General features: G+C 69.9%; 19 protein-coding genes. 9 read left to right on the top strand and 10 right to left on the bottom strand.

What is annotated here, in order from left to right; all coding sequences use genetic code 11:
• Positions 1-5 precede the first annotated feature (5 nt).
• Complete coding sequence (locus BKA14_RS05225; RefSeq protein WP_184949791.1) at positions 6-2,663, bottom strand: cellulose binding domain-containing protein; 2,658 nt, start codon at positions 2,661-2,663, stop codon at positions 6-8.
• Positions 2,664-3,073: 410 nt separating this feature from the next.
• On the opposite strand from BKA14_RS05225, the gene BKA14_RS05220 reads away from it, so the two are divergent.
• From BKA14_RS05220 to BKA14_RS05205, 4 genes are all read left to right on the top strand, one after another.
• On the top strand, positions 3,074-4,438 hold the full coding sequence (locus BKA14_RS05220; protein ID WP_184949790.1) for a UDP-glucose dehydrogenase family protein: 1,365 nt from the start codon (positions 3,074-3,076) through the stop codon (positions 4,436-4,438).
• A gap of 322 nt (positions 4,439-4,760) precedes the next feature.
• Entirely contained in the window at positions 4,761-6,128 is a 1,368-nt protein-coding gene (locus tag BKA14_RS05215) for an ABC transporter substrate-binding protein (RefSeq protein WP_184949789.1), read from the top strand.
• A 132-nt stretch (positions 6,129-6,260) separates the two neighbouring features.
• Entirely contained in the window at positions 6,261-7,202 is a 942-nt protein-coding gene (locus BKA14_RS05210; RefSeq protein WP_184956567.1) for a carbohydrate ABC transporter permease, read from the top strand.
• Positions 7,199-8,113, top strand: coding sequence for a carbohydrate ABC transporter permease (locus tag BKA14_RS05205; RefSeq protein WP_184949788.1), 915 nt, complete (start codon positions 7,199-7,201; stop codon positions 8,111-8,113). The genes BKA14_RS05210 and BKA14_RS05205 overlap by 4 nt, the downstream gene beginning before the upstream one ends.
• A gap of 169 nt (positions 8,114-8,282) precedes the next feature.
• Here BKA14_RS05205 and BKA14_RS05200 read toward each other — a convergent pair whose 3' ends face one another.
• From BKA14_RS05200 to BKA14_RS05185, 4 genes are read right to left on the bottom strand one after another with little or no spacing between them, the layout of a single operon-like run.
• Entirely contained in the window at positions 8,283-9,482 is a 1,200-nt protein-coding gene (locus BKA14_RS05200; protein ID WP_184949787.1) for a glycosyltransferase, read from the bottom strand.
• A gap of 3 nt (positions 9,483-9,485) precedes the next feature.
• Positions 9,486-9,779, bottom strand: coding sequence for a hypothetical protein (locus BKA14_RS05195; RefSeq protein ID WP_184949786.1), 294 nt, complete (start codon positions 9,777-9,779; stop codon positions 9,486-9,488).
• 4 nt (positions 9,780-9,783) lie between these two features.
• Positions 9,784-11,250: a DHA2 family efflux MFS transporter permease subunit gene (locus tag BKA14_RS05190; protein WP_184949785.1), complete on the bottom strand. Its 1,467-nt coding sequence runs from the start codon at positions 11,248-11,250 to the stop codon at positions 9,784-9,786.
• Positions 11,199-11,762: an NADPH-dependent FMN reductase gene (locus BKA14_RS05185; RefSeq protein ID WP_184949784.1), complete on the bottom strand. Its 564-nt coding sequence runs from the start codon at positions 11,760-11,762 to the stop codon at positions 11,199-11,201. The genes BKA14_RS05190 and BKA14_RS05185 overlap by 52 nt, the downstream gene beginning before the upstream one ends.
• A gap of 41 nt (positions 11,763-11,803) precedes the next feature.
• Between BKA14_RS05185 and BKA14_RS05180 the strand changes: the two genes are divergently transcribed.
• Positions 11,804-12,169 carry a MerR family DNA-binding transcriptional regulator gene (locus BKA14_RS05180; RefSeq protein ID WP_184949783.1) on the top strand — a complete coding sequence of 122 codons (366 nt, stop codon included), beginning with the start codon at positions 11,804-11,806 and terminating at the stop codon, positions 12,167-12,169.
• Positions 12,170-12,218: 49 nt separating this feature from the next.
• On the opposite strand, the gene BKA14_RS05175 is transcribed toward BKA14_RS05180, so the two are convergent.
• Positions 12,219-13,595: an APC family permease gene (locus BKA14_RS05175; protein ID WP_239092477.1), complete on the bottom strand. Its 1,377-nt coding sequence runs from the start codon at positions 13,593-13,595 to the stop codon at positions 12,219-12,221.
• A gap of 99 nt (positions 13,596-13,694) precedes the next feature.
• Between BKA14_RS05175 and BKA14_RS05170 the strand changes: the two genes are divergently transcribed.
• A complete protein-coding gene (locus BKA14_RS05170; RefSeq protein WP_184949781.1) occupies positions 13,695-14,114 on the top strand; it encodes a universal stress protein in 420 nt (139 codons plus the stop codon).
• A 181-nt stretch (positions 14,115-14,295) separates the two neighbouring features.
• Here BKA14_RS05170 and BKA14_RS05165 read toward each other — a convergent pair whose 3' ends face one another.
• Both BKA14_RS05165 and BKA14_RS05160 read right to left on the bottom strand, forming a co-directional pair.
• Positions 14,296-15,132: an aminoglycoside phosphotransferase family protein gene (locus BKA14_RS05165; RefSeq protein ID WP_239092478.1), complete on the bottom strand. Its 837-nt coding sequence runs from the start codon at positions 15,130-15,132 to the stop codon at positions 14,296-14,298.
• A gap of 185 nt (positions 15,133-15,317) precedes the next feature.
• Positions 15,318-15,773: a MarR family winged helix-turn-helix transcriptional regulator gene (locus BKA14_RS05160; RefSeq protein WP_184949780.1), complete on the bottom strand. Its 456-nt coding sequence runs from the start codon at positions 15,771-15,773 to the stop codon at positions 15,318-15,320.
• Positions 15,774-16,023: 250 nt separating this feature from the next.
• On the opposite strand from BKA14_RS05160, the gene BKA14_RS05155 reads away from it, so the two are divergent.
• From BKA14_RS05155 to BKA14_RS05145, 3 genes are read left to right on the top strand one after another with little or no spacing between them, the layout of a single operon-like run.
• A complete protein-coding gene (locus tag BKA14_RS05155) occupies positions 16,024-16,383 on the top strand; it encodes a hypothetical protein (protein ID WP_184949779.1) in 360 nt (119 codons plus the stop codon).
• A 10-nt stretch (positions 16,384-16,393) separates the two neighbouring features.
• The gene (locus tag BKA14_RS05150) at positions 16,394-16,729 is read left to right on the top strand and encodes a pyridoxamine 5'-phosphate oxidase family protein (RefSeq protein ID WP_184949778.1); all 336 of its coding nucleotides are present in this window, start codon (positions 16,394-16,396) and stop codon (positions 16,727-16,729) included.
• 54 nt (positions 16,730-16,783) lie between these two features.
• Complete coding sequence (locus BKA14_RS05145) at positions 16,784-17,614, top strand: DUF1028 domain-containing protein (protein WP_184949777.1); 831 nt, start codon at positions 16,784-16,786, stop codon at positions 17,612-17,614.
• A 2-nt stretch (positions 17,615-17,616) separates the two neighbouring features.
• Here the strand turns inward: BKA14_RS05145 and BKA14_RS05140 are convergent, their stop codons facing one another.
• Both BKA14_RS05140 and BKA14_RS05135 read right to left on the bottom strand, forming a co-directional pair.
• Positions 17,617-19,068 carry a polysaccharide biosynthesis protein gene (locus tag BKA14_RS05140; RefSeq protein ID WP_239092479.1) on the bottom strand — a complete coding sequence of 484 codons (1,452 nt, stop codon included), beginning with the start codon at positions 19,066-19,068 and terminating at the stop codon, positions 17,617-17,619.
• A gap of 1,380 nt (positions 19,069-20,448) precedes the next feature.
• A complete protein-coding gene (locus BKA14_RS05135) occupies positions 20,449-21,033 on the bottom strand; it encodes a TetR/AcrR family transcriptional regulator (RefSeq protein ID WP_184949776.1) in 585 nt (194 codons plus the stop codon).
• Between the last annotated feature and the right edge of the window lie 9 nt (positions 21,034-21,042).

Below are 21,042 nucleotides of genomic sequence, written 5' to 3'. Positions count from 1 at the left end.
GCGCCCTACGCCGGAGCGCAGGTGACCGGGGAGGGGACGGGGTTGGTGCTGCCGCTGAGGCTTCCGAGGAAGCCGAAGGTGGTGCTCGCGCCCGCGGCCAGGGCGCCGTTCCAGGAGGCGTTGCGCACGCTGACCGCGGTGCCGGTCTGCGTGTGGGCGCCGCCCCACAGCTGGGTCACGCTCTGGCCGGCGGTGAAGGTCCAGCCGACGGACCAGGCGGAGGTCGGATTCGTCCCGGTGTTGGTGACTGTCACCTCGCCCTGGAAGCCGCCGCTCCAGGTGCCGGTGATCTTGTACGAGGCCGTGCAGCCACCAGGAGGAGCCGGTGGAGTCGTCGGCGGCGTGGTGGGAGGCGTCGTGGGCGGGGCGGTGGGAGGCGTCGTGGGCGGGGTGGTGGGAGGCGTCGTCGGCGGGGTGGCCGGGGTGCCGCCGGTCCGATCCGCGTACAGGATGCCCCGGCCGTTGGTGCCCAGGTAGACGCGCCCGTAGATCCGGGGGTCGCCGGCCAGGGCGTCGCCCGCGTTGCCGTACTGGTGCTGGTCGTCGTTGATGCGGACCCACGACGTACCGGTGTCGTCGGACCGGAACACCCCGGTGACGCCGCCCACCGTGCCGACCAGGAAGACGGCGGGGTGGGTGGCTTCCGGCGCCGCCTTGCCGAACGCGACGTTGATGCCCGACGCGACCGACGCGACCTTGGTGAACGTGGCCCCGGCGTCGGTCGAGCGCAGCAGCCCGCTCTCCCCCGCGAACCAGACGTGCCCGGCCGCGCCCGGCACCGCCTTGAAGTGCAGCCGGCCGGTGCTGGGCAGGGTGGCCGCCGACGCGGTGAACGAGACGCCGCCGTCCTTGCTCGTGTAGAACTTGCCCGCCGCGTACGCGTAGAAGGTCCTGGGGTCGACGCGGTCGCTCTCGACGATCGCCCCCGCCGGCACGCCGCTCGAGGCCGTCCACGAGCTGCCGCGGGTGGTCGAGTAGTGCACGCCCGCCCCGGCCGGCGACCAGACCATCGAGCCCGCGTCGGCGCCGACCGCGATCGTGCCGCCGCCGGTGACCCCGCCCGGTTCCTGCCCCTGGTACCAGTTCTTGCCGCCGTCGCTCGAGATGCCGATGTGCGGGGCCGCGTCCGCGTTGCCGACCCGGGCGAACACCAGCGGGTTGAGCTCGGCGAAGTCCAGCGATGTGTTGCTGCCCAGCGCGGGCGTGTCGTGGAAGCTCGGCTGCACCGCGTCGAGCGCGGCGTGGTGGAAACCGCCGATGTCACCCAGCGCGCTGACCAGCGGGGCGCCCGAGGGCGGGCTGGCCAGGTCGAGGACCGCCGTCTCCTCGAGCCCCCGGGCGTACGGCTTGATGGTGAACGTCGTGTTCTTGTCCCAGTTGGTCAGCTGGGTCGTGCCGTAGACGGTGGCGCCGGTGCCGTACAGCATGCGGTCGGAGTTGAACGGGTCGATCTCCAGCGACTCGTTCATCCAGCCCAGCTTCGGGGTCGACTCGGGCGGCTGCGGGTTGGTGTTGAAGTCCAGCCACGGGTTGGCCGAGATGTCCATGGTGTAGCGCTTGGACACCGACGGATAGCTGGTGAAGTCCCAGATCCGGGTCCAGGTGGCGCCGTTGTCGGTGCTGCGGAAGAAGATCGCGTCGGGCCACCAGGAGATCTGCGTGGCCACCATCAGCGTGCCGGGTTTCTGCCGGTCGACGGTCAGGCCCGAGTAGCCGTAGTACGGCGATTGGGCGGCCGGGGTGGGCGAGATGTCGGTCCAGACCCCGGTGGTCGTGTCGAGCCGCTGCACCTGGCCCGCGCCGCCGTCGTACGGGCCGCCGGTGTCACTGGTCGCGATGAAGAGATAATTTCCCTGTACGACGCCCTTGTGCGCGATGTAGCCGGTGGGCTGGCCCGGCACCCGTTCCCAGGTCGCGCCGTTGTCCAGCGAGCGGTAGACCGGGTTCTCCTTGTCCGCCACGCCGACGTAGATCTGGTTCGCCGCGCCGAAGGTGACCCAGGTCAGGCCCTGGTTCTGGTTCAGATAGCCGTTCGGGTCGCCCGGGTCCTGCACGTAGTTGCCGACGTTGGGGAAGTTCGCGACCTTGCCCCAGGTGACGCCGTAGTCGGTGCTGCGCCAGAGCCCGTTGCCGCCCTCCGCGGCGAAATAGACGTTCCGGTTGTTGCGCGGGTCGACGGCGAGCCGCTCGCCCATGCCCCGGCCCGGCATGTTCCCGCCGTTCTTGAACGGCAGCGCGGTGGCCTGCCAGGTGGCGCCCTTGTCGGACGACCGCAGGATCGCGCCGTTGTTCGGGTCCCAGCTGTTGGTGTACATGCCGACGGCCGCGTAGACCCGGTTGGTGTCGACCGGGTCGGGCGCGATGCTCAGCACGCCGTTGTAGCCCCAGTTGTCCTGCCCGACCCAGTCGAGCAGCGGCGTCCAGCTCTGAGCGCTCTCGTTCCACCGGTAGGCGCCGCCGATGTCGGTGCGGGCGTAGATCAGGTTGCGTTCGCCGGGGTTGAACACGATGCCGGGCACGAAGCCGCCGCCGTCGATCCGCACGTTCTTCCAGACGTACGGGTCGGCGGCCTCCGCGGCGGCCCTCAGCGGCTGGGCCAGCACCAGGGCGGACGCGCTGAGCAGGGCGGCGGTGACGACCGCGGCGACGGTGGACCTTCGCATCCGTAACCTTCCATCGACGAACCTCAACATGGGAGCGCTCCCAGAAGGGTCGTGTGCGCGTCACACCGCTGTCAAGCCCTGGAAACCAGGAGTTGACAATCGTGCATATCTTGGGGAATCTCCCTTGCGCGGCCGCGCCCGCATGATCGCGGCCCGCCGGGGAACCCAGGGGCGGACGGGCGCCCGACCACCGGATCGTGGGTGATTTCACCGGCCCCGGCAATGCATCAACGGTATTGAACGATTTAAATTGCGAGAATCGCCGGCGAACAACGCGGCAACTCTAAGGAATGAACCCATAACCGTACGTCAGGGATTTGCACGTCGTTTTTCTACGCTGTGTATCATCTGGCCGGGATAACGGGAGGGGCGGCAGTTACCCGAGGCCGCCCGCGGTGGAGGAGCGTTTGATGAGGGTTTGTGTTGTCGGCACCGGCTATGTCGGGCTGACCACCGGTGTGAGCCTGGCCTTCCTGGGACACCAGGTGACCTGCATCGACCTCGACCAGGAAAAGGTCGACATGCTGCGCGCGGGCAAGTGCCCGATCTACGAGCCCGGCATGGAGGAACTGCTCGCCGAGGCCGCGCCCAACCTCACGTTCACCACCAGCTACGCCGAGGGCGTGCCGGGCGCCGACGTGGTCTTCGTGGCGGTGCAGACCCCGTCCGCGGCCGACGGCAGCCCCGATCTGCGCTACCTGCGTTCGGCGGCCGAGAGCGTCGCCCAAAATCTCGACCACGAGTTCACCGTGGTGGTCAACAAGTCGACCGTTCCGATCGGCTCCGGCAACTGGGTCGACGCGATTCTGCGCGATTCGTTCGCCCAGCGCGCCGACCGGCCCGAGGTGTGCGAATTCTCGGTCGCGTCGAATCCGGAGTTCCTGCGCGAGGGCAACGCGATCCACGACACGCTGTTCCCCGATCGCATCGTCATCGGGTCGGACAATCCGCGCGCCCTCGAGGTGCTCAACCACCTCTACCGCCCGCTGATCAACCAGACCTTCACGCCGCCCGCGTTCCAGCCCCGGCCCGACGACACCACTGCCGTCCCGCTGGTCTCGACGGACCTGGCCAGCGCCGAGCTGATCAAGTACGCGGCCAACGCGTTCCTGGCCCTGAAGATCAGCTACGTGAACGAGATCGGCCAGCTGGCCGGCAAGGTCGGCGCCGACATCACCGAGGTGGCCCGGGGCATCGGCCTCGACCAGCGGATCGGCTCGCGGTTCCTCGAGCCCGGCGTGGGCTGGGGCGGCTCCTGCTTCGGCAAGGACACCAAGGCCCTGATCGCGACCGCGTCGGAATACAACTACGACATGCCGATCGTGAAGGCGGCCCGCGACGTCAACCAGCGCCAGCGCGAGATCGCGGTCGAGCGGCTGCAGTCCGAGCTGCGCATCCTCAAGGGCCGCAAGATCGGCCTGCTCGGCGTGGCGTTCAAGCCCAACACCGACGACCTGCGCGACTCGCCCGCACTCGACATCGCGGGCCTGCTGATCGCCCGGGGCGCCCGGGTCAAGCTGCACGACCCGATCGCCGGTGACCGCTTCCGCCGGGAGTACCCCGAGATGGCGCCGCACCTGAGCGACACGCTGGACGGCGTCTTCGACGACTGCGACGCCGTGGTCCTGGTGACCAAGTGGGCGCAGTACATCGAGCTCGACTGGGGCAAGTTCGTCGGCCTCATGCGGACGCCGATCGTGCTGGACGGCCGCAACGTGCTCGACGCCGACCGGATGGCCCGGCTGGGCTTCAAGTACCTCTCGATGGCCGACTGACGTCCCACCCGCCCCGCTACTACCACCGGCCGCAAGGTCGGTATCGACCGTTCAGGCCACCCCGCCCTCGGATATTCGCCGATATCCCGGGCGGGGTGGCCTGTCTTTGGCTAGGGTCCAGTCGAGGCGCTTTTTGCGCCCTGACCAGGGGCGTTACCTTAACCGGTTAAGCCGTCCGGAGCAGCGACATCGTATCGTTACCGAGCCGATCAAGCGGAAATCATTGCGCAATGTGCCGGTTACCTCTTGACTGTGATCCAAGTAGCGCTTCGGACGGCGACGTCTCCGGACGTCGGAAGCGCGATTTGACATAGGGAGCGGTATGTTCGGTCAACCTACGAGCCCGCGGTTCCGGGCCGCGCTCGCCGGCACGCTGAGCGCAGGGCTGGTCTTCGGCCTCGCGGCGTGCGGTGGCGGCGATTCCGACAGCGGCAGCGACACGGACGCCTCGGCGGCGGCCATCGACTGTGCGCCATACACCAAGTTCGGTGACATCAAGGGCAAGACGGTCACGATCTACACGGGCATCGTGACCCCCGAGGACACTCCGCACATCGAGTCCTACAAGCCCTTCGAGCAGTGCACCGGCGCCACCATCAAGTACGAGGGTGACAAGTCCTTCGAGACCCAGGTGCTCGTGCGGGCCCGGGCCGGCAACCCGCCGGACCTGGCCATCGTGCCCCAGCCGGGCCTGGTCAAGCAGCTGGTCTCGACCGGCAAGGCCGTGGCCGCCCCGCAGGAGGTCTCGGACAACGTCGACAAGTTCTGGGACAAGGCCTGGAAGGGCTACACCACGATCGACGGCAAGTTCTACGGCGCCCCGCTCGGCGCGAGCGTGAAGTCCCTGGTCTGGTACTCCCCCTCGGAGTTCAAGGACAAGGGCTACACCGTGCCGACGACGCTCGACGAGCTCAAGGCGCTCAGCGACAAGATCGTCGCGGACGGCGGCAAGCCGTGGTGCGCCGGTATCGCCAGTGGCGACGCCACCGGCTGGCCGGTCACCGACTGGGTCGAGGACATGGTTCTGCGCACCAGCTCGCCCGAGACGTACGACAAGTGGGTCAGCCACGAGATCCCGTTCAACGCGCCCGAGATCTCCACGGCGTTCGACGCGGTCGGTGGCTACCTGAAGAACGACGCGTACGTCAACGGTGGCCTCGGTGACGTCAAGAGCATCGCGACCACGACGTTCCAGGACGCCGGGCTGAAGATCCTCGAGGGCCAGTGCTCGCTGCACCGGCAGGCCAGCTTCTACGCGGCCAACTTCGAGAAGGGCACCAAGGTGGCCGAGGACGGCGACGTCTTCGCGTTCTACCTGCCCGGCAAGGACGCCAACACCAAGCCGGTGCTCGGCGCCGGTGAGTTCGTGGTGGCCTTCGCCGACCGCCCCGAGGTCAAGGCGTTCCAGACCTACCTGTCCTCGGACGTCTGGGCCAACACCAAGGCCAAGCTCTCCTCGGGCTGGGTGACCGCGAACAAGGGTCTCGACCAGGCCAACCTGACGAACCCGATCGACAAGCTCGCGGGCGGCATCCTCCTCGACCCGAACGCGACCTTCCGCTTCGACGGCTCCGACATGATGCCGGCCGCCGTGGGTTCGGACGCGTTCTGGAAGCAGTCGACCGCGTGGATCACCGGTCAGGACACCAAGACCACGGTGGACAACATCGAAAAGGCTTGGCCCAAGTAATCACATAGCAGTTTCCGGGGCCGGTCGGGGAATGTCCCTGACCGGCCCCGAACCTCTCTTCACTCCAGCGCAGAAGGAGGTCCGGGTCGCGTGTTCAACACCGCCTCCACCACCCCCGAAAAAATCCTGCAAATGCTCGCGGCCCTGCTGTTGTTCGCCGCGGTCATGGGCGTCATTCTTTTCATCGCCGGCCGGTTCGGCGGCAAGCGCGGCGACAAGGTCGTCGCGTACCTCTACCTCCTGCCGGCCGTGCTCATGCTCGCGGTCGGCCTCGTCTATCCGGGCCTCCGCACCATCTACCAGTCGTTCTTCGACGCCGCGGGCAGCTCCTTCATCGGCTTCGACAACTACGGCACGATCTTCAGCGACAAGGACCAGCTCACCGTGCTGCGGAACACGGTGTTCTGGGTCGTGGTGACGCCGTTCGTGGCCACCGCGATCGGCCTGGTCTACGCCATCCTGGTCGACAAGTCGCGGTTCGAGTCGTTCGCCAAGGCACTGATCTTCCTGCCCATGTCGATCTCGTTCGTCGCGGCCGGCGTGATCTGGAAGTTCGTCTACGAGTACCGCCCGGACCAGGGCAACGTGAAGCAGATCGGCCTGGTCAACCAGCTGATCGTCTGGCTCGGCGGCAAACCGGTCCAGCTGCTCATCGAGACGCCGCTCAACACGTTCCTGCTCATCATCGTGATGATCTGGATCCAGGCCGGCTTCGCGATGACGATCCTGTCCGCGGCCATCAAGGCCATCCCGGACGACATCATCGAGGCCGCCCGGCTCGACGGCGTCAACGCGTGGAGCATGTTCCGCAAGATCACGCTGCCCAGCGTGCAGCCCACCGTCGTGGTCGTGCTGACCACCATCGGCATCGGCACGCTGAAGGTCTTCGACATCGTCCGCACCATGACCGGCGGCAACTTCGAGACCAGCGTCATCGCCAACGAGTTCTACCGGCAGACCTTCAACGCCGACAACCAGGGCCTCGGTGCCGCGCTCGCGGTGCTGTTGTTCGTCCTGGTCATCCCGATCGTCATCTACAACGTCCGCTCGCTGCGTCGTTCGGAGGCATCATGAGCACCAGCACTCCGCTGACGACCACGCCGCCCCTGGTGGCGGACAAGCCGAGCGCGTCGTCGGTCGCCAAGAAGCGGCTCAGCTCGCCCTGGGCCTCCATCGCGGCCATCGTGATCGCGGTTCTGTGGACGCTGCCGACCTTCGGCCTGCTGGTGTCCTCGTTCCGCCCCGAACGCGCGATCAAGACGACCGGCTGGTGGACGTTCTTCAGCGACCCCACCACCACGTTCGAGAACTACAGCAAGGTCTTCGGCGAGGAGGGCGGCGTCAACCTGGCCGCGTTCTTCGTCAACTCGCTGATCATCTGCATCCCGTCGGTGCTGATCCCCATGTCGATCGCGGCCCTGTCGGCGTACGCGTTCGCCTGGATCAAGTTCCCCGGCCGCAACGTCCTGTTCCTGGTCATCTTCGCTCTGCAGATCGTCCCGCTCCAGGTCACGCTGATCCCGCTGCTCAAGATCTTCGTGAGCGTCGACATCACCGGCACGTTCTGGACGTTGTGGCTGTCGCACGCGACGTTCGCCCTGCCGCTGGCGATCTACCTGCTGCACAACTTCATGCGGGAGATCCCCGCCGGCCTGATCGAGGCCGCCCGCGTCGACGGCGCCGGCCACGTCTCGATCTTCTTCAAGGTGATGCTGCCGCTGCTCACCCCCGCACTGGCAGCCTTCGGCATCTTCCAGTTCCTCTGGGTCTGGAACGACCTGCTGGTCGCCCTGGTCTTCGCCGGCGGCGGTGACGAGGTCGCCCCGATCACCCTGCAGCTGGCCAACCTGAGCGGCACCCGGGGCACCGCCTGGCACTTGCTGTCGGCCGGCGCCTTCGTCTCCATCATCGTCCCCGTGACGGTGTTCCTGCTGCTCCAGCGCTACTTCGTGCGCGGCCTGCTGGCCGGCAGCGTCAAGGGCTGAGCCCGCTCTCACCCCAGGGGCCGCGTCCACGTCCGGACGCGGCCCCTGCCTTTGCGCCCACTGCCCCCACCCCGCCCACCCAGGGGGCCGGCCAGAAACTACACCCCGGCGCGCCGCGCATCGGAGTTGTCCACAGTTCAGGGTTGTCCACAGGGGCCGCGGTGGATCCTCACGCCAGCTGCTTCAATGCGCGCATGACTTCACCGGCGCCGTCCTCCACCGCCAGCTTTGCGGCCAGCTCCCGGGCGTTGTTCCGATATCGCGGGTCGCCCACCGCGGCCGTCAGGGCACCCGCCAAGCGGCCCGCGGTCAGGCGGCGGAACGGTATGGCCCCGGGCGCCACGCCCAGCCGCACCAGTCGGCGTGCCCAGAACGGTTGGTCGACCATGACCGGCACCGGCACCGCGGGGACGCCCGCGCGCAACCCGGCCGCGGTCGTGCCGGCGCCCGCATGATGGACCACCACCGCCGTACGGGGGAAGAGCCACTCGTGCGGCACCTCGCTGACGGTGAGCACGTCGTCGGCCGAGGCGTCGAGGCCGGCCCAGCCCGCGCCCAGCACAGCTCGCACACCGGCCTCCCGTACGGCCTCGACGACCAGGGCGGACAGAGCCCGGCTGTCCCGCGCGGGCATGCTGCCGAACCCGACGTAGACCGGCGGCGGCCCGGACGCCAGGAAATCGGCCAGCGCCGGCGGCGGCGTGTAGGAGGGCGTGGGGGCGGGCCACCAGTAGCCGACCGTGGTGCACGACGACGGCCAGTCCGCGGGCTGTGGCACCACGTGCGGGCTGTAGCCGTAGCAGATGGGCCAGTCGTCCAGATGGCGCAGCCACGTGCGGTGGCCGACCGGTGGCAGCCCGAGCTCGGCCCGCAACGCGCGGACGGGGTCGCGGTAGGGCAGCTGCCCCAGCTCGAGGACGGCCCGCGCCGCCCGGCGGTTGCCCCACGGGCCCAGCGACCGGGTTGTCACCGTGGCCGGCGGGAACTCGCGCGTGGGCGTCATGGGCTGCAGATAGACGCCCAGGCTGGGCAGGCGCAGGCCCTCGGCCACGTGACCGCCGATCCAGCCGGCCGGGGTCAGCAGCAGCACGTCGGCCGAGCGGGCGGCGTCGGCCATCGCCCGGCCCAGGGGCAACGCCTGCGCGGCCACCGAGCGGTTGACGGCCACGATGCCGCCCTTCTGGCTCAGCTCCTCGTAAGTGTCGAGCGGCAGCGCGGCGTACCGCAGGCCGTGCTCCACCACCGTCTCCTCGAAAAGCAGGTGCGTGGCCACGGTGACCTCGTGCCCGGCCTGTTCGAGCCGCAGCCCCAGGCCCACGTAGGGCACGACGTCACCGCGACTGCCCACGGCCAGCACAGTGATCCGCATCGGTCAGCCCGCCGCCCTGGTCATCTGCCGGGCCCCGATCACCAGCATGATCAGGGCAGGCACATAGGTCAGGCCGACCGACGCCGCGCCGATCAGCACGAACCCGGCCAGCAGCCCCGTGCAGCCCCAGACCACGATCCGCTGCGGGCCGAGCAGCACGGGCAGCGCGGTCAGCACCACCGGCACGGCCAGCACCACGGCGACGCCCGCACCTTCCGGGGAGACCAGGCTGATGAACCAGACGATGCTCGCGGCCAGGCAGTAGACGGCCGCGCCCCCGAACCAGAATCGTCCCACTCGTTCATTGACGCACATGCTCTCTGTCAACACGCTGAGGCACCCGCACCGCGACGACGACCGCCACAACCATCAAAAGCGTTCCCACCCCGTACGCGCTCCCGACCCCGACGGCCAGGTCGGCCTCCGCGGCGGAGCGAGCCCCGGGGTCGAGCGCGAGCATGGCGGCCACTCCCCCGCCACCGGTCGGGCCGTCGAGCGCAACGCCGAGCACGGTGGCCACCACGGCGACTCCCGCTGCGGCGGCCAGTTGCTGCGTCAGGGCCAGCAACGTGGTCGCTGCGGGCAGCTCATTCGCGGGCAGATCACGCACGGCGGCGGTCATCGTGGGCAGGATCGTGGCCCCGGAGGCGACGCCGAGCAGGGTGGCCGCCGCGACGATCAGCCCGTACGGGGAATTGGTCGTCGTCGCCGCGACGAGCCCCACCATGGCCACCAGCCCGAGCGTGACCCCGGTGAGCGCGACCCGGCGCGGCGCGACCCGGTCGACGAGGCGCGTGGCCACCTGCACGGTGACGCCCACCCCGATCGCCGCGGGCACGCCGAGGGCGCCGGCCAGCGCGGCCGGGTCACCCCGTACGCCCTGCACGAACAGCGGCAGCACGGTGAGCGCGCCGAAATAGGCCGCTCCGAAGGCGGTCAGCACACCCACGCCCGTCGCGAACAGGCGGCCCTTGAACAGCCGCACATCCACGAGCGGAGCGGCGACCCGCACGGCCCGCACGACGAACACGACGACGAGCAGCAGCCCCGCGGCGAGGAACGCGGCCCCGGAGGCGTGCGGGATCAGGGTGCAGCCGAGCACGATCCCGGTCCCACCGACCGGGAGCAGGGCCAGACCGGCCCAGTCGATCCGGCGTACGGGAAACCCGGGTGTGGCCTCTCGGGGCAGGAACCGCGCGCACAACAGCATGGCGAGCGCGCCGACCGGCAGGTTGATCAGGAACACCCAGCGCCACGAGGCCGCGTCGACGAGCCAGCCCGACAGCGGCGGCCCCAGCACCGGACCCACGATCAGCGGCAGGCCGAGCATCGCCATGAGCCGGCCCCGCCGGTCGGGTGCGACGGCGCGCATGCCGATGGCCTGACCGACCGGATTGAGCAGGCCGCCGCCGACCCCCTGCAACGCACGGAAGACGGCGAGCGTCACGGCGTTGCCGGCCAGTCCTGCCGCGACCGAGAACACGGTGAAGACGCCCAGCGCCACGAGGTAGACGCGGCGGGCGCCGAACCGTTCGGAAGCCCAGCCCGCCAACGGGATCACGGCGACGATGCCGAGCAGGTAGGCGGTGGTCACCCACTGGACGGCGGCCAGCGTGGAGTCGAGCCCGGCCACCATGGCGGGCACGGCGACGACGGTCACGGTGGTGTCGACGACGACGAGCAGCCCACCCAGGGCCAGCACCAGCCCCAGACGCATCATGTCCCGTACGGGCGGTCGCGCCGGGCCACCCGCAACGTCTCCGACCACCAGTCGAGCTCGCCCAACGCCATGTCGAACGCCTTGGTCACCGGTTCCGGGGCGGCGTAACCGGTGGGGCCCAGGTCGTACCAGGGGGTGTGCAACCCGACCACGCGCCGCGTCGTGACCATGTGCAGCTCGGCGAAGACCCCGCGCAGGTGCTCGGTGGCGAGCAGGCCACCCTGCACCCCGTACGACAGGACCGTGGCCGGCTTGAACATCCACTCGCGGTAGTGCCAGTCGATCGCCCGCTTGAGGCTGCCCGGGTAGGAGTGGTTGTACTCGGGGGTGACGAACACGTAGCCGTCGGCCCGGTCGAGGCGTTCGCTGATCGGGGTCGGGGCGCCGCCGCCGGGCTGCAGGTGCTCGTCGTCGGGGAGCACGCAGTCGGCCAGGTCGATCAGGTCGTGCGAGCCGAACTGGGCCGCCACCCGCGATCCGGCCCAGTCGGCCAGGACGCGACCCATCCGCTCCCCGCGCATGCTGGCGGCCAGGACGACGATGTGCGATGTCGAAGTCATGCGCCTTACGCTGAACCCTCAACATATGTTCAAGTCAAGCCATGAGCACGACCACGTTCACCCACCCGGTCAGCGAGGTGGCCACCGCGGCCGGTGTGGCCCCGTCGGCGGTCCGGTTCTACGAGCAGCACGGCATCATCACCGCCATCCGTACGGCGGGAGACCAGCGCCGCTTCGACGAGAGCGCGGCCTGCCGCATCCGCGTGGCCAAGGTCGCGCAGCGCGTGGGGCTCACGGTCCGCGAGATCGCCGAGATCTTCGCCGGCCTGCCCACCGACCCGCGGCCCGAGGATTGGGGACGGGTGGCCGAGTCGCTGATCGCCGAGGCCGAGTCCCGCACCGCGGCCCTCAAGTCGTACCTGACCGATATGCGGGGCGGCGGACGGCTTTGCGAGATCGACGTCTGACCCGTGCCCTAACCCCTGACGCGGTCACAGGCCGTCGGGAAGAGCGCGCCTAGTCGCGCAGGTTCGTCGGGTCCAGGGTGGTTTCCTCGTGGCGGACGTAGCGGTTGTACAGGAACGTGATCAGCCACAGGACGATGCCGATGACGATCAGGATGCCGGCGATCCGGTAGTCGGCCGCCGCTCGGCCCGAGAGCGGGCTGGCCAGGTAGGCGCAGGCGATCGCGCCGATCACGGGAATCGCCGTCGGTGCCTTGAAGTGCTTGTGCTCCACCCGGTCGCGCCGCAGGACCAGCACCGCGACGTTGACGACGGTGAAGACGCACAGCAGCAGCAGCGATGTCGTGCCGCCCAGAGCGGTCAGGTCGGCGAACCAGATCAGACCGAAAGCGATCACCGTCGTGAAGACGATGCCGACCCACGGCGTACGGCGGGTGGGGTGGACCTTGCCCAGCACGCGCGGCAGCACCCGCTCGTTGGACATGCCGTAGAGCAGTCGCGAAGCCATCAGCATGTTGATCAGGGCCGAGTTGGCCACCGCGAACATCGTGATGAAGGCGAAAATCCACAGCGGGAACGCCGACGCCCCCGCCTCGACGACCTTGAGCAACGGCGCATCGCCCTCGCCCAGTTCCGACGGCGGCACCAGGGCCACCGACGAGATCGACACGAGCACGTAGATGACACCGGTGATGCAGAGCCCGGTCAGCATCACCTTGGGGAAGATGCGTACGGGATCCTTGGTCTCCTCGGCCATGTTCACCGAGTCCTCGAAGCCGACCATCGCGAAGAACGCCAGGGCCGTGGCCGCGGTGACCGAGAAGAACGCGGATTCACCCTCGGCGGCCTGGAAGTCGGTCAGGCGGGACAGGTCGCCGTTGCCGCCGCCCAGGGCCCACGCGCCGATGCAGATGACGATGAGCAGGCCGGTCAGTTCGACGCAGGTGAGCAGCACGTTGAGTTTGACGCTCTCGCCCACGCCGCGGAAATTGATCAGGCCGACCAGCAGCATGAAGCCGAGCGCGATGGCGGTCAGCGCGAAGCCGTCGCCCAGTGACAGGTCGAAGGCCTCGACGAAGTTGGACGCAAACGCCTTGGAGGCGCTGGACGCCGACGTCAGGCCGGAGCACATGACGGCGAAGGCGACGATGAACGTCAGGAAGTGGATGCCGAACGCTTTGTGCGTGTACAGCGCCGCGCCCGCCGCCCTCGGGTATTTGGTGACCAGTTCCAGGTAGCTGAACGCGGTCAGCAGGGCGACCAGGAACGCGATCAGGAACGGCAGCCACACGGCCCCGCCGACCTCGTTGGCCACCCGGCCGGTGAGCGCGTAGACACCGGTGCCCAGGATGTCGCCCACCACGAAGAGCAGCAGCAGGCCCGGGCCCATGACCCGCTTGAGTTCGGGTTCGCGTCGTGTCTCGTTCACTACCGCGTCGTCCGCCATAACCCCAAAGGCTGGTACAGATCATGGCATCTGTCGAGTCGGAACTATCGACGAGTCGCGATCACCCGCTAACGTCTAGTGATGCGCATCGTCGTAGCTGCGAAACCCGAAGCCGATCAACCCTGGCTGGCCGACGCGGTGATCGGCTTGGCCAAACAGACCGGAGCGGCCGTCTCGGTGGTCGCGGCCGACGGCGTCGAGTTGGAACGGCTGGCGTCGGTGCCGCGTACGGTGTTCTCCGATTCGGCCTACGCGGCGGCCACGTCGATCGCGCGGCGCCTGGCCGAGGCCGGGGTCGAGGCGACGGTGTCGGTGCTGCCGGGGCGGCCGGTGCCGGCCATCCTCGACTTCACGAAGCAGCACAACGCCGACCTCATCGTGGCCGGTTCGAGCACCCGGCCGAGGGTGGCCGAGCGGCTGCTCGGGAGCGTGCCGCTCGACCTGATCAAACAGTCGGCGAAACCGGTCCTGGTGATCACCCATCCGGGGCATCCGGCCTGAAGCACGACGCAGCTCACGTCGTCGGGCCCGGAGCCGATCCTCGCGGGCCCGGCGCCCGTGTCGTTGCCCTCGAACCGGTCGCACGGCGAGATGTCGCCGCCGTTCATCGTGACCCCGTCGATGGCGAGCCGGTCCCCGAGGTTGGAATCGATGCCGGCCAGCGTATCGCCGGGAGAGTGGTTCAGCCCGCGAGCACCTCGGTGATCTGGCGCGTCGTCGCGGCGGCCACCCGCGGCACCGTGCCGGCGTACGAGCAGTAGGCGTTCAGACCCGCCGCGAGCGCCCAGCCCCGGCCGCGCGCCCAGGTCGCGTCGTCGACGCCCAGCCGTTCGCGGAACACCGGACGCGTGCGCTCCGACATCAGCGTGAACGGCATCATCAGGTCGCGCGCCGGGTCGCCGCGACCCAGCCCGCCGAAGTCGATGACGGTCGTGACCCGACCCCCGTCGCCGAGCAGGTTGCCCTGGTGGAAGTCGCCGTGGAACCAGACCGGCGGCCGGTCCCAGGCGGGCGCGTCCAGGGCGGCCTCCCACACCGCGGTCAGCGCGCCGGCGTCGAACTTCCCAGCCACCTGCGCGATCGCGGCGCGGGTGTCGTCATCGCGCGCCGCCAGCCGCTCGCCGGTCACGAGGGCCGAGCCGGTGACCGGCGCCGTCTGCAGGGCGGTCAGGAAGTCGGCCAGCACCACGGCGTTGCCCACGGAATCGTCAGCCGGACCGCCGGGCAGCCAGCGCGAGACGGCCCAGTGCCACGGATAACCCTCGGCCGGCTCCCCCACCGCCACCGGCACCGGAATCGCGAGCGGCAGGTGCGGCGCGAGCCGGGGCAGCCACTCGAACTCCAGCCGCGCCTGGTTCACCGCACCTTCGTGACGCGGGAGGCGGACGGAAAGCTCCTCACCCAGACGGTGAATCACGTGATCGGAACCGCCCGGGTCGACCGGCGTCAACGGCAACCCGGCCCATTGCGGAAACTGTCCGTTCACGAGCCGCCGCACCAAAGCCGTGTCGATCCGCACCCCGGTTTTCTACCGCCGCCCGCGCAACGTGTCGAGGGACTTTCCCCGTACGCGTCGTCGGCTCCCGCAACCGCACCCGGGCGGCGCGGGGCCCGCCCCCGCGAGCCCGGCGGACCTCAAGACCCGTGCCGCGAGCTCCGGCCGTGGTGGGTGGCCGGTCTCAAGGCGAACGCCACGGGGCGATTTCAAGGTCGGAGCACGGCGGGACCGCCCACGTTGTGGATCATGCGTTGCAGGACGGCGACCGTCGTGGCGTAGTCGGCGTCGTCGATGCCCTCGTGGATCGCGGCGCGGATGGCCGGCGTGAACTTCTTGAGCTCGGTCAGCGCCTGTTCGCCGGCGTCGGTGATCCACAGCCGATCGTCCTCGTCGCGGCGGAGCCAACCGCGTTCCACCAGGGGTCCCGCGGCTTCGGCGAGGTTGTCCTCGCGCCGCAGGTAGGTGGACATGGCCGCCTCCAGCTCGGCCAGGGTCATGCCGTGGCCGTCGGGCGAGATGTCGTGCGGGGACAGATGGCGCAGCAGCCAGAACTGCGGCTGGGTGTAACCGTGGGCGGCTTGCCGTTCGCGGATGAAGGCGATGACGGCCTCGTACGCGACACCGGTCCAATAGGCGACTGGCTGATCCGCGAGATTCTTCATCCCGGCACCGTAGAAAGTGAACTGCGGTTGAAGTCAACTCGCCGGGATGGTGCAGTCTTCTCCTCTGGATAGTTGAAAGCAACACCAAATCCGGAAATTAGCCGGTCGGTGGGCACAGAAGGGACCGATCGCCGTCGATGGCGGTGGATCGTCCGGTCACTTATCCATAACGACGGATATGCGTAAGGTGACGAAGACGTTTAGGTAGACCACGCTCGGATATCGAGAGTCATCAGAGAGTCACACAGGCATGGGTGAAGGGATCGACCCGGTGGTCAACGCAGTGATTTACGTTCGCCCGGAGAACTACAGCGCGAGCGCCGCCCGGTGCCTGGACTACTGCTCCAACCACCGGTACAACGTGGTCGGCATCATCCCCGGCGACTGGCCGGCGGCCATGCGGATGCTCGAACTAGGCTCGGCCTCGGTCGTCGTCGTGTCGTCGGTGGAGCAGATCGAACCCCGGCCGGGCGTCGAGATCGCCCCCAAGCCGTCGTCGCGCCGCAAAGCCGGCGCCCGCTCGGCCGCGAACTCGGCCCGCAACCGCTGGACCGACACCACCCCGCAGACCAGCACGGAACCGGCGGCGGCACGGCACTACCGCTACTGACATCAGGTGGATGAGCGAACCGGTCGGTGACCTTCATCCGGGACTCAGCTCGCCCGGCGCCGCGGCTCGGCCGTGGTCCGACGTGGACGGCAAGCTGACCCGCCCGAAGACCTTCTGGCTTTCCACGGCGCACGCCGACGGACGGCCGCATGTGACTCCCCTGCCCGCCGCGTGGACGGCGGGCAGTTCGCATTTCTGCACCGGACCGTCGGAGCAGAAGGCCAAGAACCTCGAGGCCAACCCGTACGTGGTGCTGACGACCGGCAGTACGCGCGCTTCCGCTTCGCCGAGGGGCAACCGTGAGGGCGGGTCGTGGTCGTCAGCGGCGTCAGCCTCGACGACGTGACGCAGGCGGCTCGATGGCCTGGAACTGCCCGGCGGGCGGGATAGGGTCCTCGCCATGACGTTCTCGATCGTGGCTCGTTCGGCCGACGGCAAGGCCATGGGTGTCGCCGTGGCCAGCAAATTCCTCGGGGTCGGAGCGGCGGTGCCGGCCGCGCTGGCCGACGTCGGGGCGGTGGCGACGCAGTCCTACGCCAACCTGGCCTACCGGCCGCAGGCCCTCGCGCTGCTCGGCACCGGGGTCGCGGCCACCGAGACGGTCAAGGCGCTGATCGCGGGCGACGCCGGGCCGATCGAGCACCGCCAAGTCGGCGTGGTCGGTCCCGAAGGGCCGGGCGCGACCTTCACCGGCGACCAGTGCCACGACTGGGCGGGCGGCGTGGCCGGCGACGGCTACGCGATCCAGGGCAACATGCTGGCCGGGCCCGCCGTGGTGGGCGACATGGAGAAGGCGTGGCTGGCTGCGGCCGATCAGCACAGACTGGCCTACCGGTTGCTGGCCGCGCTGCGGGCCGGCGACCGGGCGGGCGGCGATCGGCGGGGCCGGCAAAGTGCGGCGCTGCACGTGGTGGCCAAGGGTCTCGGCTACGGCGGCACCAGCGACGTGTGGGTCGACCTGCGCGTCGACGACCACACCGACCCGGTCGGCGAGCTCGGGCGGCTGCTCGGGATGCACAGCCTGTACTTCGAGTTCCCCGACCCGGCGACCCTGCTCCCGCTGACCGGCGCACTGGCCGACGAGGTCGCCGCCCGGCTGGCCGAGGCCGGGCACGCCGGGCCCGACCTGGACGAGTCGCTCGCGTCCTGGGCGGGCGTCGAGAACCTCGAGATGCGCATCGTTCCCGGCAAGATCGACCCGCTGGTGCTGGACCAGCTCCGGGCCGCCTGAGGTCAGGCGGCGGGCCGGCTCACCCACGGTGCGCACAGCTCGGCCAGACGGGCCGTGAGCGCCTCGGATGAGCTCGGTGCGGTCAGGTCCCGTACGTGATCGGGGTCCACCGGCGGCACGGCGACGTGCGCGATCATCGGGTGGTGCGGCCGATGGTCGATCTCGCCCGCCGCGAAAAGGACGTCGCCCAGCTTCTCGCCCGGCCGCAGCCCGGTGAAGACGACGTCGACGGGACGACCGGCCAGGGCGATCATCTGGCGGGCCAGCTCGGCGATCAGCACGGGCTCGCCGAGCTGCAGCACCAGGGCCTCACCGGGCGAGCCGAGCGCAGCCGCCTGCAAGGTCAAAGTCACGGCCTCCTGAGTGGTCATCAGGAAGCGGGTGGCGTCACGGTCGGTGACGGTGACCGGGCCACCGTCGGCGATCTGGGCGGAGAACTTGGCGATCACGGAGCCGCGGCGGCCGAGCACATTGCCGAAGCGGACGCTGACGCCGCCGTAGTGCGCGGTGAGCCGTTCGGTGATCCGCTTGGTGTAGCCGAGCACGCTGACCGGGTCGGCGGCCTTGTCGGCGGAGACGTTGACGAAAAGCCCGGCGCCGGCGGCCGCTTCGAGCACGTTGAGGGTGCCGAGCACGTTGGTCTTGACCGCCTCGCCGGGGTGACGTTCGAGCAGCGGCTGGTGCTTCAGGGCAGCCGCGTGAAAAACCACTTCCGGTTCCCCCGTACGGAAGACGTCGCGCACGCGGGCCGCGTCGCGCACGTCGGCCAGCTGCACCGACGGGTCGTGCAGCTCGGCCCGCGGGTCCACGCTCAGCTGCACCGCCTGCAACGCGGCCTCGTCATGGTCCAGCATGATCAGGGCGGCCGGGTCGTAGCGGTGGATCTGCCGGCACAGTTCCGAACCGATCTCACCCCCGGCCCCGGTGACGAGCACCCGCCGCCCGGTCAGCAGCCCGCCGATCGCGGCCCGATCAGTGCCGATCCGATGCCGCCCGATCAGGTCGGTGATCCGCACATCACGCACGTCGGCCGCGCCGAGTTCATGATCCAGCGCCTCGCTGGCCTCAGGCACCACCAGCAGACGCGCACCGGCGGCCACACTGCGTTCGCGCAGCTCGCGGATCAGCCCGGCCTCCGCATTGCTCACCGCGAAAATGACCGCCTCGGCTCCGGTGTCGGCCACGACCCGGTCCAGGTCCCGCCGGGTGCCGAGCACCGAGATACCGGCAAGCCGTTCGCGCCGCTTGGCCGGATCGTCGTCCAGAATGCCGACCGGCTCGAACGGGCTGTCCGGGTCGAAAACCATGCTGTGCAGCAGCACACTGGCAGCACCACCGGCCCCGAAAACGAGCGCCCGCACCCGCCCCCGGTCCCGCCGGCGGGCCCACCGCTCATAGCCGACGGCCAGCGTGTAGAGCAGCCGCTCCCCCCGCGTGTCTCTCTGCTGCCGCACTCTTTCAGGGTAATTAGCGCAAAACCCCCGCGCACAACAACCAGCGAACCAACTACACCCACCCACCACCTACCGCCGCCATCACTCGCCACCTCCTTCGCTCGCCGCCCACCGCCGTCCATCACCCGCCACCACCTTCGCTCGCCGCCCGCCGCCACCCATCGCTCGCCGCCCACCGCCGCCGATGCTCGCCGCACGCCGTCCGCCGCCACCTTCGCTCACCAGCCGCCTCTCAACGCCGCCCATCACCCACTGCCAGCCTCGCTCACCACCCGCCCCTCAACGCCGCCCATCACCCACTGCCACCCTCGCTCACCACCCGCCCCTCAACGCCGCCCATCACCCGGTGCCACCCTCTCTCACCACCCGCCCCTCAACGCCGCCCATCACCCACTGCCAGCCTCGCTCACCACCCGCCCCTCAACGCCGCCCATCACCCGGTGCCACCCTCGCTCACCAGCCGCCGCCCGCTGCCGCCCATCGCCCCCACCGCACGGCGCCACTCATCGCCTGCCGCCCACCGGCCATCACCCGCGTGGACAACGGCCGCTCACGCCGCGTGCTTCCTGCTGCCGCACTCTCCCGGATATCCGGGGCCGATCCCGGGCACACGTCGCTCACTTGCAAGCGACCGGCCGCGCAGAGGGGGCAGGCGGATTGGCGGTGCAGAAACTGGCGCGCGGAGGATGGCGCGCGGAGAAGGCCACATCGCAGGGGGCCGCGGCGCAGGGTGCTGTGCCGGGCGCGGGGTGCGAGTGCCGGGCACGGGCCGCGAATGCCCAGCACGGACCGCGAATGCCCAGCACGGACCGCGAATGCCGGGCGCGGGGCGCGGAGGGTGCCTCCGCCGGTGCAGGCGTGCGAGGCGTGGAATGCCAGGCGCGGTGCGCGGGTGCCGGCGTGCGAGGCGCGGGATGCCAGGCGCGGGGCGCGGGTACAGGTGTGCGAGGCGCGGGATGCCAGTCGCGGGGCGCGGGTGAGGCGTGCGAGGCGCGGGGCGCACGACTAAGAGCTGCCCGGACAAGGACCCGCGCAGGAGGTGCCGCGCGAGCGAGGGGGACGCGCGCGAGGGGCGGCCCGTCGAAGGGGCGAGAGCAAGCGGTGTAGCGCGGACGATGGGCGCAAGAGGCGCCGCCCCGGAGGACGGACGCGTCCATGAGGCCCCGCGCGACCGAGGGCAAGCACGGGGTGCGCGCAGGAGGCGCGCGCCGGAGTACGGGCGTGTGCCGGAGGCGCGCGCCGGAGCGCCCGAGAAGGCCCGCGTAATGCGCACCCAAGAGGCGGCGCGCGGAGGCGGGACGCGCGCGAGAGGCGTCACCCGGTGTGGGTCCTCACGAAAAGGACGCCTGCAAGCGCAGAAAAAGGCGGAGCCCGGCCGGCTCAGGTGGCTCGTAGGAGGGGGAGCCAGATGAGGTCGACCGTTTCGGTTATCCACTCGGTGGACACCGGGCGCATCGTCATGAGCATTTCGTTGCGGAACAGGTCGAACGGCAGGTCGATGATGCGGGGTGAGCGGGTCACGTCCGGGATTTCTCCCCGTTCCACGGCTCGCCCCACGATTCTGGCGAAGCCTGTCGGCTGGCCGGGCGGGCGCAGCGAGTCGCGCAGGTCGCGGAAGTTCGTGCCGGTGGCCCGGAAGTATTCGACCAGCTGGGCGCTGATCAGGGTCATCAGGCCGGTGCGGCCCTGGTCGACGTTGCGCAGGAAGCCGATGGCGTCGGCGCGCAGCGAACCGGTGTCGGGGACTTCGATCGGTCGGGAGGCCCAGTGCCGGCGCAGGGTGGCCACGAGCAGGTCGTCGCGGTGGGGCCAGCGGCGGTAGAGCACGGGGCGGCTGGTGCCGGCGCGGGCCGCGATCGCCTCGAACGTGAAGCCGTTGTAGCCGGAGTCGATGAGGACCGCCCAGGCGGCGTCGAGGATGGCGTCCTCCAGGTCGGCGCCGCGGCGGCGGGTATTAAGACTCACTTGCGTATC

It is taken from the genome of Paractinoplanes abujensis (assembly GCF_014204895.1).
Lineage (GTDB): Bacteria > Actinomycetota > Actinomycetes > Mycobacteriales > Micromonosporaceae > Actinoplanes > Actinoplanes abujensis.
Note: the sequence above shows the minus strand (reverse complement) of the source record. Positions and strands in the feature narration are given on the sequence as shown.